The 16,268-nt window shown below is 30.4% G+C and carries 8 protein-coding genes and 8 pseudogenes; all 16 read left to right on the top strand.

The genetic code is table 11. The annotated features are described in order from the left end of the window. Positions 1 to 4: 4 nt before the first annotated feature. Positions 5 to 1,033 (top strand): annotated as a pseudogene (gene hslU / locus PL321_RS16905) (ATP-dependent protease ATPase subunit HslU); the annotation flags it as partial. Positions 1,034 to 1,118: 85 nt separating this feature from the next. Next, on the top strand, positions 1,119 to 1,898 hold the full coding sequence (codY, locus tag PL321_RS16900; protein WP_273962754.1) for a GTP-sensing pleiotropic transcriptional regulator CodY: 780 nt from the start codon (positions 1,119 to 1,121) through the stop codon (positions 1,896 to 1,898). Between the two features lie 197 nt (positions 1,899 to 2,095). Further along, positions 2,096 to 2,812, top strand: coding sequence for a 30S ribosomal protein S2 (gene rpsB / locus PL321_RS16895; RefSeq protein WP_273962753.1), 717 nt, complete (start codon positions 2,096 to 2,098; stop codon positions 2,810 to 2,812). Positions 2,813 to 2,878: 66 nt separating this feature from the next. Further along, positions 2,879 to 3,796 (top strand): translation elongation factor Ts, encoded by a 918-nt coding sequence (gene tsf / locus PL321_RS16890; protein ID WP_273962752.1) that lies wholly within the window; start codon positions 2,879 to 2,881, stop codon positions 3,794 to 3,796. Between the two features lie 85 nt (positions 3,797 to 3,881). After that, a pseudogene (pyrH, locus tag PL321_RS16885) lies at positions 3,882 to 4,591 on the top strand (UMP kinase). Positions 4,592 to 4,607: 16 nt separating this feature from the next. Then, positions 4,608 to 5,164 (top strand): annotated as a pseudogene (frr, locus tag PL321_RS16880) (ribosome recycling factor). 7 nt (positions 5,165 to 5,171) lie between these two features. Further along, on the top strand, positions 5,172 to 5,297 hold the full coding sequence (locus tag PL321_RS16875; protein ID WP_273962751.1) for a hypothetical protein: 126 nt from the start codon (positions 5,172 to 5,174) through the stop codon (positions 5,295 to 5,297). A gap of 171 nt (positions 5,298 to 5,468) precedes the next feature. Then, positions 5,469 to 6,190 (top strand): annotated as a pseudogene (locus PL321_RS16870) (isoprenyl transferase). A gap of 304 nt (positions 6,191 to 6,494) precedes the next feature. Beyond that, positions 6,495 to 6,988: pseudogene (locus PL321_RS21885) on the top strand (phosphatidate cytidylyltransferase). A gap of 640 nt (positions 6,989 to 7,628) precedes the next feature. Continuing rightward, the gene (locus tag PL321_RS21880; protein ID WP_443110671.1) at positions 7,629 to 7,895 is read left to right on the top strand and encodes an AI-2E family transporter; all 267 of its coding nucleotides are present in this window, start codon (positions 7,629 to 7,631) and stop codon (positions 7,893 to 7,895) included. Between the two features lie 22 nt (positions 7,896 to 7,917). Further along, positions 7,918 to 9,059 (top strand): annotated as a pseudogene (locus PL321_RS16855) (1-deoxy-D-xylulose-5-phosphate reductoisomerase). A gap of 17 nt (positions 9,060 to 9,076) precedes the next feature. Then, positions 9,077 to 9,739, top strand: coding sequence for a M50 family metallopeptidase (locus PL321_RS16850; protein WP_273962749.1), 663 nt, complete (start codon positions 9,077 to 9,079; stop codon positions 9,737 to 9,739). Between the two features lie 5 nt (positions 9,740 to 9,744). Next, complete coding sequence (locus tag PL321_RS16845) at positions 9,745 to 10,086, top strand: site-2 protease family protein (protein ID WP_337960869.1); 342 nt, start codon at positions 9,745 to 9,747, stop codon at positions 10,084 to 10,086. 52 nt (positions 10,087 to 10,138) lie between these two features. Beyond that, positions 10,139 to 11,147 (top strand): annotated as a pseudogene (gene ispG / locus PL321_RS16840) (flavodoxin-dependent (E)-4-hydroxy-3-methylbut-2-enyl-diphosphate synthase). Positions 11,148 to 11,251: 104 nt separating this feature from the next. Continuing rightward, the gene (locus PL321_RS16835) at positions 11,252 to 11,674 is read left to right on the top strand and encodes a glycosyltransferase family 2 protein (RefSeq protein ID WP_337961202.1); all 423 of its coding nucleotides are present in this window, start codon (positions 11,252 to 11,254) and stop codon (positions 11,672 to 11,674) included. 412 nt (positions 11,675 to 12,086) lie between these two features. Next, positions 12,087 to 16,100 (top strand): annotated as a pseudogene (locus PL321_RS16830) (PolC-type DNA polymerase III). The last annotated feature ends 168 nt before the right edge of the window (positions 16,101 to 16,268 follow it).

Below are 16,268 nucleotides of genomic sequence, written 5' to 3'. Positions count from 1 at the left end.
TGTAGATTCAATTATAAGAGACTTGGTAGAAAATTCAATTAGGCTTGTTAAAGAAGAAAAAATTAAGGAAGTTCAAGAAAAGGCTTATGAAATGGCTAAAATGAGGGTGGTTGATGTAATAGCACCCCTTCCAAATAAAAAAGCAAACAAGAATCCTTTTGATTATATCTTTGGATTTCAAAATGATAATAAAAATATTAGTCAATATGAAAATGAAGAAGATATAAATTTAAAACGTCAACAGATAATTCATCAACTTGAGATGGGACTACTTGATAATATGGAGATAGAGATTGAGGTTGAGGATAGTTCATCTTTACCCTTTGAGGTTATTGCCGGAGGGAATATAAGTGATTTAAATATAAATTTTGATGATATATTAGGAGGTATTCTTCCTAAGAAGAAAAAGACTAAGAAGGTAAAGGTAAAGGATGCACTAAATATTTTTAAAAATGAAGAAGCAAACAAATTATTAGATTTAGAGGAAATAAATAAGCTTGCAGTTAAAAGAGCTGAAGAAGATGGAATTGTATTTATAGATGAAATAGATAAGATAGCTGGGAAAAATAATAAAAATGGTCCTGACGTTTCAAGAGAAGGTGTTCAAAGGGATATATTACCTATTGTAGAAGGAAGCACAGTTAATACAAAATATGGTCCTGTTAAAACGGATCATATATTATTCATAGCTGCTGGTGCTTTCCACGTATCAAAGGTATCAGATTTAATACCAGAACTTCAAGGACGATTCCCAGTTAGGGTTAAATTAAATGATTTAACTAAAGAGGATTTTGTAAAGATATTAATGGAACCTAAAAATGCTTTGATTAAACAGTATAAAGAATTGCTAAAGGTTGAAGGAATTGAATTAGTATTTACTGAAGATGGAATTGAAGAAATTGCTGAAGTTTCATACAAGATGAATAAAACAAATGAAAACATTGGTGCAAGAAGACTTCATACTGTTATTGAAAAAGTGCTTTTAGATGTCTCCTTTGAAGCACCTGATATTGAACAAAAATTGTTACTGTAAATAGAGAATATGTAAAGCAGAGAACTACAGAATTTGTTAAAGATACATCAGAAAAAAATTATATTATTTAGAAAGGAGAATGATTATGTACAGCTTACTAGAAAAGACAAGAATGTTAAATAAAATTTTACAAAAATCAGCAACTGAACCAGTAGTATTTGGAGATATTTGCAAGACTTTAAGTGAGGTAATGAATTGCAATGTTTATGTTGTAAGCAGAAAGGGTAAAATATTAGGATATCAATTAAGAGATGAATTTGAATGTGATATTGTTAAGAACATAGTTATTAGAGAGCAAAAATTCCCTGAAGACTACAATAATAGCCTAATGCAAATATCAGAAACAAGACCAAACATAAAGTCAAAGGGTGTTTGTGTTTTTGAAAATGATGTTAATTGTCTATTTGCAGATAAAATTACAACAATAGTACCTATTATAGGTAATAGAGAAAGACTTGCAACATTACTAATAGCAAGATTTGGAGAAGAATTTACAGATGAGGATTTAGTATTAGCTGAGTATAGTGCAGCTATTGTAGGTATGGAAATAATAAGATCAAAACAAGATGAAATAGAAGAAGAAGCAAGAAAGAAGGCAGTTGTTCAACTTGCAATTGGAACGCTTTCATATTCTGAATTAGAAGCAGTTGAACATATATTCAATGAACTTGAAGGAAATGAAGGTTTACTTGTTGCAAGTAAGATTGCAGATAAAGTAGGTATTACAAGATCTGTAATAGTAAATGCACTAAGAAAGTTTGAAAGTGCTGGGGTAATTGAATCAAGATCACTTGGAATGAAGGGTACACACATAAAGATATTAAATGACAAATTACTTGACGAATTAAAGAAGCTAAGAAGCTAATTTTTAGCTTCTTTCTTTTGTAAAAAATATGAATAAATTTTTCTTTATTTGTTAAAATAATTATTGATTATATTACTAATATGTGTTATACTATCAATCGTGAAAAACACACACTCTACAATTTTTAAAAGGGTGCCTGTGAAAAGGCCTTTTAAAAAAATGAGTAGAGTGGAGGAATAAAACCAGGAGGTGCCTATATGTCAGTTATTCAAATGAAGCAATTATTAGAAGCTGGTGTTCATTTTGGACATCAAACAAGAAGATGGAATCCTAAAATGTCACAGTACATCTTCACAGAAAGAAATGGAATCTATATTATCGACCTTCAAAAGACTGCAAAGAAGTTAGAAGAAGCTTATGAATTCGTAAAGAATGCAGCTGCTGAAGGAAAGGAAGTTCTTTTCGTAGGAACTAAAAAGCAAGCACAAGATTCAGTTAAGGAAGAAGCCATCAGATGTAATATGCACTATGTAAATGAAAGATGGCTAGGTGGAATGCTTACAAACTTCAGAACTATTAAGACAAGAATAGCAAGATTAAATGAACTTCAAAAGATGGCTGAAGATGGTACATTTGATCTTCTTCCAAAGAAGGAAGTTATTAAGCTAAAGAATGAAATGGAAAAATTAGAAAAGAACCTTGGCGGAATTAAGGAATTAGCAAAGCTAAATAAGATTGATAAGGATAATATAGTTCTTTTCGTAGTTGACCCAAGAAAGGAAAAGAACGCTGTTGCAGAAGCAAGAATACTTGGTATTCCAGTAGTTGGTATTGTTGATACTAACTGTGATCCAGATGATGTTGATTATGTAATACCAGGTAATGATGATGCTATAAGAGCTGTTAAGCTAATTGCATCAAAGATAGCAGATGCTGTTCTTGAAGGAAGACAAGGTGAACAATTAGCAGAATAATATTAAAAGGTAAGGGTAAAGGGTATCTTAACCCTTACCTTTAATAACATTAAGGAGGAATCGGTTATGCAAATTACAGCTAAGATGGTAAGTGAATTAAGAGAAAGAACTGGTGCAGGAATGATGGATTGTAAAAAGGCACTTGTTCAAGCAGAAGGAGATATGGAAAAGGCTATTGAAATCCTAAGAGAAAAGGGTTTAGCAGCTGCTGCTAAGAAGGCAGGAAGAGTTGCTGCTGAAGGTGTTGTTGAAACATATATAACAGAAGATGGTAAGGTAGGTGCAGTTGTTGAAGTTAACTGCGAAACAGACTTCGTTGGTAAGAATGAAGATTTTGTAAACCTTGCTAAGAATCTTGCTAAGCAAGCAGCTTATTCAACGGCTAATACAGTTGAAGAAATATTAGAAGAAAAGTACATAGCAGATGAAAATATGACTGTTAAGGAAGCTATAACTGCTTTAATAGCTAAACTTGGAGAAAATATGACATTTAGAAGATTTGAAAGATTCAATGTTGAAAATGGTGTTATTATGGACTACATCCACGGTGGTGGAAGAATAGCTGTTATGGTTCAAGTTGAAGGAGCAACAAATGAAGTAGCTAAGGAAGTAGCTAAGGAACTTGCTCTACAAATTGCTGCAGCAAATCCACTATATCTTGTTAAGGAAGATGTACCACAAGAAGTTATTGAAAAAGAAAGAGAAATCTACAGACAACAAGCACTAAATGAAGGAAAACCAGAAAAAGTTGTTGAAAAGATGGTTGAAGGTAGATTACAAAAATACTTTAAAGAAGTATGTTTAATAGAGCAACTATGGATAAGAGATCAAGATAAGACTATAAGAAAGTTTGTTGAAGAAAAGTCAAAAGAAGCAAATGCAGAACTTACAGTTAAGAAGTTCGTAAGATTTGAAAAGGGTGAAGGAATAGAAAAGAAAGAAGAAAACTTTGCTGAAGAAGTTATGAAGCAAACAAGGGCGTAATTTTAAAAGAGAACACACCTGTGTTCTCTTTTTTAAGAAGGATATTTTAAGTTTTAATAGAATATATTAAGTTGGAGGTATAAATATGACAGCTCCAAAATATAAAAGAGTTATGATAAAATTAAGTGGTGAAGCATTAGCTGGTGAAAAGGGCTATGGCTTTGATTTTGAAGTTATTAAGAGAATCTCTGAAGAGATTAAAGATATTGTTGATATGGGTGTTGAAGTTGGCTGTGTTGTCGGTGGAGGAAATATATGGAGAGGTAGAAATGGAATAGATATGGATAGAACAACTGCCGACTATATGGGAATGTTAGCAACTTGTATTAATGCGATGGCTCTTCAGGATTCACTAGAATCTATTGGAGTTAAAACAAGAGTTCAAACTGCAATAGAAATGAGGGAAATAGCAGAACCATTTGTAAGAAGAAGAGCAGTAAGACACCTTGAAAAAGGAAGAGTTGTTATATTTGCAGCAGGAACTGGTAATCCATACTTTTCAACTGATACAGCAGCAGCACTAAGAGCTGCAGAGATAGAAGCAGAGGCTATATTACTTGCTAAAAAGGTTGATGGGGTATATGATTCTGATCCAAATAAAAATAAGGATGCTAAAAAGTTTGATAAATTAACTTTTATGCAGGTATTAGAAAGAGATTTAAAGGTAATGGATTCAACTGCAACATCACTATGTAAGGACAATAATATTCCGATTATAGTATTTGCACTTGATGAACCAGGGAATATAAAAGGGCAGTACTTGGAGAAAGCATAGGTACTGTTGTTGAAAATTAATAAAGGAGGTTTTTTAATGATTAAAGAAGTAATTGTTGCTTCTGAAGAAAAGATGAAAAAATCACTAGAACTTCTAAAGAAGGAACTACAAGGATTAAAGGCAGGTAGAGCTAATGCAGCAATGCTTGACAAAATTACTGTAGATTACTACGGAACACCAACTCATATAGCACAGCTTGCTTCTATATCAATTCCTGAGCCAAGAGTTTTAGTAATACAACCTTGGGATAAAAATGCATTAAAGGATATTGAAAAGGCTATACAAAAATCAGATTTAGGTATTAATCCAACTAATGATGGTCAAGTAATAAGACTGGTTATTCCAGAGCTTACTGAAGAAACAAGAAAAAATCTTGTTAAGGTTGTTAAAAAGCACGGAGAAGATACAAAGGTTGCAGTTAGATCAGTTAGAAGAGATGCAAACGATAAATTAAAGGCACTTAAAAGGAAGGCAATTTCTCAGAGGATGAAATTAAGAGAACGGAAGAAGAAGTACAAAAGATAACTGATAACTTTATTAAGGAGATAGATAAGTTAGTAGAAGCTAAGGAAAAGGAGATATTAACTGTTTAATATGGATGTGAATAAGTTTTTAGCTCATAGGATAGAAGATGTTGAGGAATATTTAAAAAATTATAATATTAAATATGAGTTAATTGAAGTTAATAATCCTAAGGGAGTAAAAATTGGTGAAGAAAAAGGATAATCAAGATTGAACAACAGACCTCCATTAAGATATATTATTCATATTTTTAATGTTCTTTAAATAAATAATATATAATATGCCAAAGCTTTGAGCTTTGGCATAAAAAATTTATTTTATTTAGGAGGTAAAAATGGTATTTTTTAATAAGAAAAAAAGGAACAATCTAAAAATATTTTAGAACAAATTGATAAAGGTAATATTCCTAAGCATATTGCTATAATTATGGATGGTAATGGTAGATGGGCTAAAAGAGAAATTTACCAAGAACATTTGGTCACAAAGCGGGAGTAGAAACTATAAGAGAAATTGTTAAAGCAAGTTCAGAGCTCGGAGTAAAATATTTAACTTTATATGCCTTTTCAACTGAAAATTGGAAAAGACCAAGTGATGAAGTTAATGCTTTAATGAATTTACTTGTGGAATATTTAAGATCTGAAGTTGAGGAATTACATAGAAATAATGTTATTATAAATTCAATAGGAGATATAAGCAAGTTGCCAATAATATGTCAGGAAGAGTTAAAAAATGCCTTTGAAAAGACGAAGAACAATACTGGCTTGATGTTAAACCTTGCATTAAATTATGGTGGACGTGATGAAATTAAAAATGCAGTAATAAAAATAGCACAGCTCATAAAGGAAAATAAAATAAATATTGAAGACATAAACGAAGAATTAATAAGTAAAAATTTATACACAGCTAATATGCCAGACCCAGACTTATTAATAAGACCAAGTGGTGAATATAGATTAAGTAATTTTCTTTTATGGCAGGTTGCATATACTGAGTTTTGGTATTCAAACATATATTGGCCAGATTTTAAAAGAGAGCATTTATATAGGGCTATATATGATTATCAAAATAGAGATAGAAGATTTGGTGGTATAAAGTAGAGAAGGTGAAGATATGAAAACAAGAATAATGAGTGCTTTAATAGCCATTCCGATATTGCTATTTTTGTAATATCAGGGGATTAACTTTAAAGATTGGTGTATCAATAGTAACTGCTATAGCTGTGTACGAGTATATTAATGCTTTTAAAAATAAATATAAGGTTATTACTCCTTTAATTATCGTTTTTTACATAATAAACCAATTTGTTCTTTATACATTTGATTTAACAAAGTACAATATTGTTTTGATTTATGCATTACTTTTATTATCAATGGCTTATCCTATATTTAATAAAAATATTCAATTATATCCTCTGCTTTTACTATTGTAGGATATATTTATATAATTAGTTTTTTCAATCTGCTTGTTAAAATAAGCGAGTTTGAAAATGGAAATAGATTAATATGGATTGTATTTTTAATTGCTTGGTGTTGTGATACATTTGCCTATTTTACAGGTATGTTCTTTGGAAAAAGGAAGCTATGTCCCGATGTTAGTCCTAAAAAACAGTAGAAGGTTCAATTGGCGGAATATTGGGAAGTGTTATAGGTCTTGTTGTCTGGAAGAGTTTTAATGGTAATATAGACATATCACTTATTCATCTAATAATATTAGGAGTAATGGGAGCTATTGTATCACAAATAGGTGATTTGTCAGCTTCGTTGATAAAAAGACACGTAGGTATAAAGGACTATGGGAATATAATGCCCGGACACGGAGGAATTTTAGATAGGTTTGATAGCATACTGTATGTTATTCCTGTCGTATATTATTATATAGTAATTGTTTTAGGATGATAAATATGAATATTAATTTAAAGGCATTACTTAAGATAATAATAATAGATTTATTGGTTATTGTTATTCTTAAGTTGTGCCTTGTTTTTGTGGCCATTTCTTGTAGCAATTATAATTGCATTACTTATGGAACCTTTTATAAAAATTTATTAAGACTTAAAATAAATAGAAATATTTCAGTGAGCTTATCTTATATTTTTGTTATTGGTATTTTAGTGTTTTTGACATATATTTTTTAAAATATATAATAATCGAAGTAAATAAAATATATATGATAATTTCAAATAACTATTATAATGAACTGACAAATAATCTAATACAAAAATAAATTTATTTAAAAATAATGAGTTTAGTTTTTTAATAAAACAGTTGGTACAATAAATGAGCTCCTAAAGATATTTATAGTATTTATAATTAGTATAATAATAAGTTTAGATTTCAATAAAATGTCTGATTTTATTGTCCTTAATATTAATAATAAATATATTGCTGCCTTTATCAATTCGTTTATCAAATTAACTTCTGTTGCTTTAATTGAATTAAAACTTGTTATTATTACTACATTACTTACAATAGCTGGTTTTTTGTATTAGGTATTGAAAATGCATTAACTATAGGTTTAATTTGTGGTATACTAGATTTGTTACCTGTCTTAGGTCCAGCATTAATTTTTATACCGTGGAGTGTAGTTGCTTTTATAAATAAAAGATATTTTTTATCCATTGGCCTTATAAGTTTATATGCCCTATTGCAGATTATAAGAGAGATATTGCAGGTTAAGATGGTAGGTAGTTCTTTAAAAATTCATCCTGTTATTTCTTTATTTGCACTATATGTGGGAGTTATAATCTTTAATCTTTGGGGGTTATATTTGGACCGTTTATGGTCATATTTACAAAAGAACTAATTGATATAGAAAGGAGAATAATATGAAACGTTTAAGTATATTAGGATCAACAGGTTCGATTGGAACTCAAGCACTGGATGTAGTTCGTAACAAAAGGGATGACTTTAAGGTTGTAGCTTTGTCTGCACACTCTAATATAAATAAATTAGTTGAGCAGGTTAGTGAATTTAGACCCGAATACGTTGTAATAATGAATGAAAATCTCGTAAATGAATTAAAAAACAGGGTGGAAAACTTTGGAACAAAGGTGCTTTCAGGAATTGAAGGTTTAGAATTTATAAGTACATTACATAATGTAGACGTAGTTTTGACATCTGTAGTAGGAATGATTGGTTTAAGACCAACCATAGCTGCAATTAGAGAAGGTAAAGATATAGCTCTTGCTAACAAAGAAACTTTAGTTGTTGGGGAAGTATAATAAAGTCTGAACTATCAAAATCTAAATCCAAAATAATACCAGTTGATAGTGAACACAGTGCACTTTTTCAGTGCTTAAATGGTGAAAATAAGGGTACAGTTAATAAATTAATTTTAACAGCATCAGGAGGACCCTTTAGGGGCAAAAAGAAGAAGGATTTAACAGAAGTTACTCCAGAAATGGCTCTAAAGCATCCAAGATGGAATATGGGAAGGAAGATATCTATAGATTCAGCAACACTTATGAATAAAGGATTAGAGGTAATAGAAGCACATTATTTGTTTGATGTAGATTACGACAATATTAAGGTTGTTATTCATCCTCAAAGTATAATACATTCAATGGTTGAATATAAAGACGGTTCAATAATTGCACAGCTTTCAAATACCGATATGAGACATCCTATTCAATATGCACTTGAATATCCAAACAGAACTGAATCTTTGATAGGTTATCTTGATTTGATAAAAAATAATACTTTAACTTTTGAAGAGCCAGATACTGAAACCTTTGAATGTTTGAAATTAGCCTATGAGGCTGGAAAAGTTGGAGGAACAATGCCAGCTGTATGTAATATTGCAAATGAAGAAGCAGTAGATTTATTTTTAAACAATAAAATTAAATTTTTAGATATTCCAGTTGTTATTAAAGAGGCAATGAATAAATTTGAAGTGGAATATAGCTTTAATTTAGAGTATATTATTGATTTAGAAAAAAAGTTAGAGAATATGTTAGAAGTATTATAAAATAGGGTGGTGTTTTTATGCAAACGTTGTTGGCAACAATTTTTGTTTTCGGTTTATTAATAACAAGCCATGAACTTGGGCATTTTGTTACTGCAAAATTATCTGGAATTAAAGTTCTTGAATTTGCAATAGGAATGGGACCAAAGCTATTTGGGTTTAAAAAGGGAGAAACAAATTATTCTTTAAGGCTTTTTCCTATAGGTGGATATGTAAAAATGTTAGGTGAAGAGGGAGAATCAAAAGATCCAAGAGCATTTTGCAATCAGAGTCCTTGGGTAAGACTTATAGTAATTGTAGCAGGTGCATTCATGAATTTTGTTATAGCGATAATATTATTTGCTATAATTGCTTTTAATGCAGGTGTTGTAAGACCAATCATAAGTGAAGTAGAAGTGGGATATCCTGCCTACAATGCTGGTATTAAAGTAAATGATAAAATTATTGAGGTAAATAATAAAAAGGTTAGAACTTGGGAGGATTTTATTTTAGAAATAGCAGAAAATAGGGAACAGCCAATAAACTTAACAATAAAAAGAGATGGTGATATAAAGAAGTTTTCTGTTACGCCTGTTTATAGTGAAGAAAGAGGTAAATATGTTATCGGAATTGTTCCTACTGTACAAAAAGCAGGCATTTTACTTCTTTATCAGAGGGGTTTAATAAGACGATTTTTACAGTAAAACAGATGGGAATATTTTTAGGCAGAGCATTAAGAGGAAATATTTCATCAGATGATGTAGGAGGACCAGTAGCAATAGTTAAAATGTCTGGAGAAGCCGCAAAATATGGTCTTTTGAGTCTTTTATCCTTTGCGGCACTGCTTAGCATAAATTTAGGAGTTTTGAATTTAATACCTTTCCCAGCATTAGATGGTGGATGGGTTATAATATTGTTATTTGAAGGAATAACAAGAAAAAAGATAGATGAAAATAAAATTGGTATTGTTAATTTGATTGGGTTTACAATTCTAATATTGTTTGCAATTTTTATTACGTATAAAGATATACTTAGATTTAAACTATTATAAAAAGGTGATAATTTATGAATAGAAGAAAAACAAAAAAATAAAAGTAGGTAATATGTTTGTTGGAGGAGACAGTCCTATATCAGTTCAATCTATGACTAATACAGATACAAGAGATGTCGTTAAAACTGTTGAACAAATAAAAAGGCTTCAAAAGGAAGGATGTGAAATAATAAGAGTAGCTGTTCCAGATTTTGAAGCAGCAGATGCAATTAAAAAAATAGTAGAACAAATAGATATACCTCTAGTAGCAGATATACATTTTGATTATAGATTAGCAATTAAATCAGTAGAAAATGGTGCCAATGCTTTAAGAATAAATCCAGGAAATATAGGAAGTGAAACAAGAATAAAGGAAGTTGTTGATGCTGCAAAATTTTATTCTGTTCCAATTAGAGTTGGAGTTAATTCAGGTTCACTTGAAAAGGAAATTTTAGAAAGATATAAAAGGCCCTGTCCAGAAGCACTTGTTGAAAGTGCAATTAAGAATGTTGAGATACTTGAAAAGTATGGGTTTGAAGATATAGTAATTTCAGTTAAATCATCTAATGTAAAGGAAACTGTAGAAAGTTATAGACTTTTATCAAAAAATACAAATTATCCTCTACATTTAGGGGTTACGGAGGCTGGAACGATCTTTAGTGGAACAGTTAAGTCTTCAATAGGTATAGGTTCTCTTTTAATAGATGGTATAGGCGATACTATAAGAGTATCATTGACAGACGATCCTGTTGAAGAGATAAGGCTTGGTAAAGAAATATTACAGGCTTGTGGTGTTAGAAGATTTGGTGTGGAAATTGTATCTTGTCCAACTTGTGGAAGAACTTCAATTGATTTAATAGGACTTGCTAAAAAGTAGAAGAGGAATTAAGAAATATTAATAAACCTATAAAAGTTGCTGTTATGGGATGTGTTGTTAATGGACCAGGCGAAGCAAAGGAAGCTGATATAGGAATAGCAGGAGGAATAAAGGAAGCCTTGATTTTTAAAAAGGTAAAATAATTAAGAAGGTAAGTGAAGAAAATATTATCAGTGAATTGATAGAAGAAATAAATAAATTATAATAGCTACTAAGGGGAATTTTAATGAGTATTGATTGTATTATTCCTGCATATAATGAGGAGAAAACTGTTGGGGATGTTATTGATGTTGTCAAAAAGTTGAATGTATAAGAAATATTATTGTAGTAAATGATGGTTCAAGTGATAATACTGCTTTAGTTGCAAAAAGTAAAGGGGTAAAAGTAGTTGATAATAAGATCAATATGGGAAAGGGTGCAGCAATTAAAACTGGATTGGATAGTACAGATGCTGATATTATTTTATTATTAGATGCTGATTTAATAGGTCTTACACCAAACCATATATTAGACTTATTAAATCCAGTTTTAAATAATGAAGCAGATATGTCTGTTGGCATATTTTCAAGTGGAAGACTTGCAACAGACTTAGCACAATTTATTGCTCCAAACCTATCAGGTCAACGTGCAATAAGAAGATATGTTTTAGAAAGTATGGATAAAATGGACATTACTAAGTATGGAGTAGAAGTTGCATTAACAAAACACGCAAAAAAATGCAGTATAAAGTAAAAAATGTTGAGATGAAGGATATGACACATATAATGAAGGAAGAAAAATTAGGGTTTTTAGAGGTTTTAAGGCCAGATTAAAGATGTATTACGATATTTTAAAGTGTCTTAGGGCATAAATAGGAGGTTTAAAAATGTCCAAAGCATTAAGTGAACTACTTCTTGAAATCTCAGATTTGAAGAATAATGAAATATTAGATAAGCTGTTTATAGAAAAGGTAATTGTAGATAAGAAAACGAAAAGATATGAGGTATTTTTAAAATCATATGTAGAAACAAATCAGGAATTGAAAACAAAGCTCATTAATGCTTTTAAAAATAAGTTAAAGTTAGATAACAATTTAGAGTTATATATAGATTATATGAATAAAAATCTGGATAACCAAAATATAAATGAAGAAAGTTTTAGAATTATGTTGAGGGATATTTTAAAGCAGTATCCCTCAATATGTTCTGTTTTGATATCGAGTAAGTTAAATATTAAGGAGGATATAATTGAATTTAACATAGATAATGAGTTTACTGTAAATATGCTAAAAAGTAGACAAATTGATAAACTGTTAAAGAAGGAGATTTATAATATCTATAATAAAAACTTTAACATATACTTTAAGTATGATGAACTTTTAATTGATGAATATAATAAATTAAAATATGATGAAGACAATAAACTCATAAATCAATATATGCAAGAAATTAGAGAAAAGAGTGTCTATTTAAAGAGTGAATGTGAAGCAAAGGTTAAAGATAATAATAACAATAATGCAAATAACGACAATCCTTATATTTTTGGGAAGCCTATAAAGGCAGAATCAGTTAAAATCGTGTCTATCACAGAAACATCGGGCATAGTTGAAATAGAAGGAGAAGTATTTAAAGTTGATGTAAAAGAGACTAAAAATGGGAAATATATTATGTCCTTTTTATTACAGATTATACAAGTTCAATTACAGTTAAATTGTTTCCTAAACCTGAAAAAATTGATGAAGTTAAATCACAGATAACTGAAGGAAGTTATTTAAAGGTAATAGGAGAGGCAACTTACGATAGTTATATTAATGAAATTGTAGTTATGGCAAAATTTATAGATAAAAAGGAGAAAATTAAAAGAATTGATTGTTGTGAAGAAAAAAGGGTTGAGCTACATCTTCACACACAGATGAGTGGAATGGATGGAGTAAGTTCTGCCTCAAAGTTAATTCAAAGAGCTAAAGAGTGGGGGCATAAGGCAATAGCAATAACTGATCACGGAGTTGTGCAAGCGTTTCCTGAAGCTATGGATGCAGCAAAAATATGGTGTAAAGGTTATATATGGAGTTGAAGGATATTTAGTTGATGATGGAGAACCAATAGTATATAACCCTAAAGAATATTCTTTAGATGGAGAATTTATAGTTTTTGATATAGAGACTACAGGTTTTAACCCCCAAACAGATGAAATAATAGAAATTGGTGCTGTTAAGATTAAAAACTATCAAATTGTTGATAGGTTTTCTGTGTTAATAAATCCAGGAAGAGAAATATCGGATGAAATACAAAAACTGACGGGTATAACAAATGAAATGGTGAAGGACAAAGAAACAATTTTAGATGTACTTCCTAAATTTATTGAGTTTGCTGGGGATGCTGTATTAGTAGCTCATAACGCTAAATTTGATACAGGTTTTATGAGAGAAAAGTTTAAAAAATATAATTTACAGTTTAACTATTCCATTTTAGACACACTTCCTTTGGCAAGATGGCTGTTACCAGATTTAAAGAGACATAAGCTTAATATAATAGCAGAACACTTAGGTATAAGCTTAGAAAATCATCATAGAGCAGTTGATGATGCTGAGGCAACGGCACATATATTTTTAAAATTTATTGATATGCTAAAAGAAAAGGAAGTTGTTAAACTTTCTGATATTAATGTTCAATATAGTGGTAATTTTGATATTAAAAAGGCTGATACTTATCACATTGTAATATTAGTGAAAAACTATCAAGGTCTATATAACTTATACAAGTTAATTTCAATGGCTCATTGTAATTATTTCTTTAAAAGGCCAAGAATACCAAAAAGTTTACTTGAGCAAATGAGGGATGGGCTTATCATAGGAACTGCCTGTGAAGCGGGACAGTTATACAGAGCTATTTTAAATAATTTATCTGAAAGAAATAGAAGAAATAATCAAGTTTTATGATTATCTTGAGATACAGCCAATTGGTAATAATATGTTTTTATATGAAAATGGAAAAGTTGATAGTGTAGATAAACTATATGAATATAACAAAAGAATTGTTGAATTAGGAGAAAAGTATAAAAAACCTGTTGTTGCTACAGGAGATGTTCATTTTTAGATCCACACGATGAATATTTTAGAAGAATTTTGATGGCTGGACAAGGATTTGACGATGCTGATAATCAAGCTCCTTTATATTTTAAAACCACAGATGAAATGCTTGAAGAATTTAAATATTTAGGTGAAGAAAAGGCTTATGAAGTAGTAATAAAAAATCCTAATATAATTGCTGATTTAGTTGAAGAGATTAAGCCTATACCAGAAGAAACATTTCCACCAAAAATAGATGGAGCTGATGAAGAAATAAGAAAAATGACAATGGATAATGCTCATAGTATTTATGGTGAAAAGCTACCTGAAGTAGTAGAAAAACGTTTGGAGAAGGAGCTAAATTCTATTATAAACAATGGCTATGCAGTTTTGTATTTGATTGCCCATAAACTTGTTGCAAAGTCGCTTAATGACGGTTATTTAGTAGGGTCTAGAGGTTCAGTAGGTTCTTCCTTTGTTGCTACAATGTGTGGAATAACAGAAGTAAATCCGTTGCCACCGCATTATGTATGTCCAAAGTGTAAAAATTCAGAGTTTTTCCTTGATGGTAGTGTAGGTGCAGGGGTTGACTTACCAGATAAGTATTGTCCAGTATGTAATACTAAGTATAAAAAGGATGGCTTTGATATACCCTTTGAAGTATTTTTAGGCTTTGAAGGAGACAAAGAACCAGATATAGATTTAAATTTCTCAGGAGAGTATCAACCTGTTGCACATAAATATACAGAAGAACTATTTGGTGAGGGACACGTTTTTAGAGCAGGTACTATTGGTACAATAGCAGAGAAGACAGCCTATGGATTTGTTAAGAATTATTTAGAAGAGAGAGGAATTAAAGCAACAACTGCTGAGATGGAAAGGCTTGTTAAAGGATGTACAGGTGTAAAGAGAACTACAGGTCAACACCCTGGTGGTATTATGGTAGTTCCAAGAGATAAGGAAATTTATGAGTTTACACCAGTACAAAAACCAGCAGATGATATTAATTCAGAGGTAACAACAACACATTTTGACTATCATTCTATAAGTGGTAGATTATTAAAACTTGATATTCTGGGGCACGATGATCCTACAGTATTAAGAATGCTTCAAGATTTAACAGGAATAGATCCTAAGGATATACCACTTGACGATAAAAATGTCATAAAATTATTTACGTCAACTGAGCCATTAGGAATAACTAAGGAAGATATAAATTGTGAAGTAGGAACGCTTGGTCTACCTGAATTTGGAACGAAGTTTGTTAGACAGATGCTTATAGATACGCAACCACAAAACTTTTCTGACTTAGTAAGAATATCTGGGCTATCACACGGTACAGATGTTTGGCTAAATAATGCACAGGATATTATAAGACAAGGATTAGCTACATTAAAGGAAGTAATATGTACAAGAGATGATATAATGTTGTATTTGATTTATAGCGGCGTACCACCTAAAACGGCCTTCAATATAATGGAAAGAGTAAGAAAAGGAAAAGGATTAAGGGATGAAGATATAGAAATAATGAAGCAAAATAATGTACCAGATTGGTATATACAGTCCTGCAATAAAATTAAGTATATGTTTCCTAAGGGACACGCTGTTGCCTATGTTATGATGGCTGTTAGAATAGCATATTTTAAGGTGTATTATCCAGAAGCATATTATGCTACGTATTTTACAGTAAGAGCTGATGATTTTGATGCTGATTTAATTGTAAAAGGTGAAAAGGTTATTATCAGTAAAATCAAGGAGATTGAAGCTTTGGGAAATTCTGCATCCCAAAAGGAAAAAGGGTTAATGACAATTTTGGAAATTGCATTGGAAATGTACAAAAGAGGATTAAAATTTATTCCAGTTGACCTTTATAAATCTGATTCAGTAAAGTTTTTAATTACGGAAGAAGGTATATTACCACCTTTTAGGGCACTTCAGGGAGTTGGAGAAAATGCTGCAAGAAATATTGTTGCTGCAAGAGAACAAGGACCTTTTGTTTCAAAGGAGGATTTAAGAATCAGAGCAAAGGCAACTAAAACTGTTATAGAAATATTAGATGCACACGGATGTTTAAAAGGATTACCAGAAACAAACCAACTTTCATTGTTTTAACTTAGAATAAATATAGAGTGATGTTATAATAAATGTGTGCTTAATATTTTTGACACAGAGTGGGTAAAACCCACTCTATATTTATGTTTTTGTATATAATGAATTATTTTTTGATGTATACAAAAAATAGAAATATAGATGATTGCAGAATGTAAAAATTAAAATTGT

This window comes from Caloramator sp. mosi_1, from assembly GCF_028622835.1.
Taxonomy (GTDB): domain Bacteria; phylum Bacillota; class Clostridia; order Clostridiales; family Caloramatoraceae; genus Thermobrachium.
The sequence above is the reverse complement of the archived record's forward strand: the minus strand, read 5'-3'. Positions and strand labels throughout refer to the sequence as shown.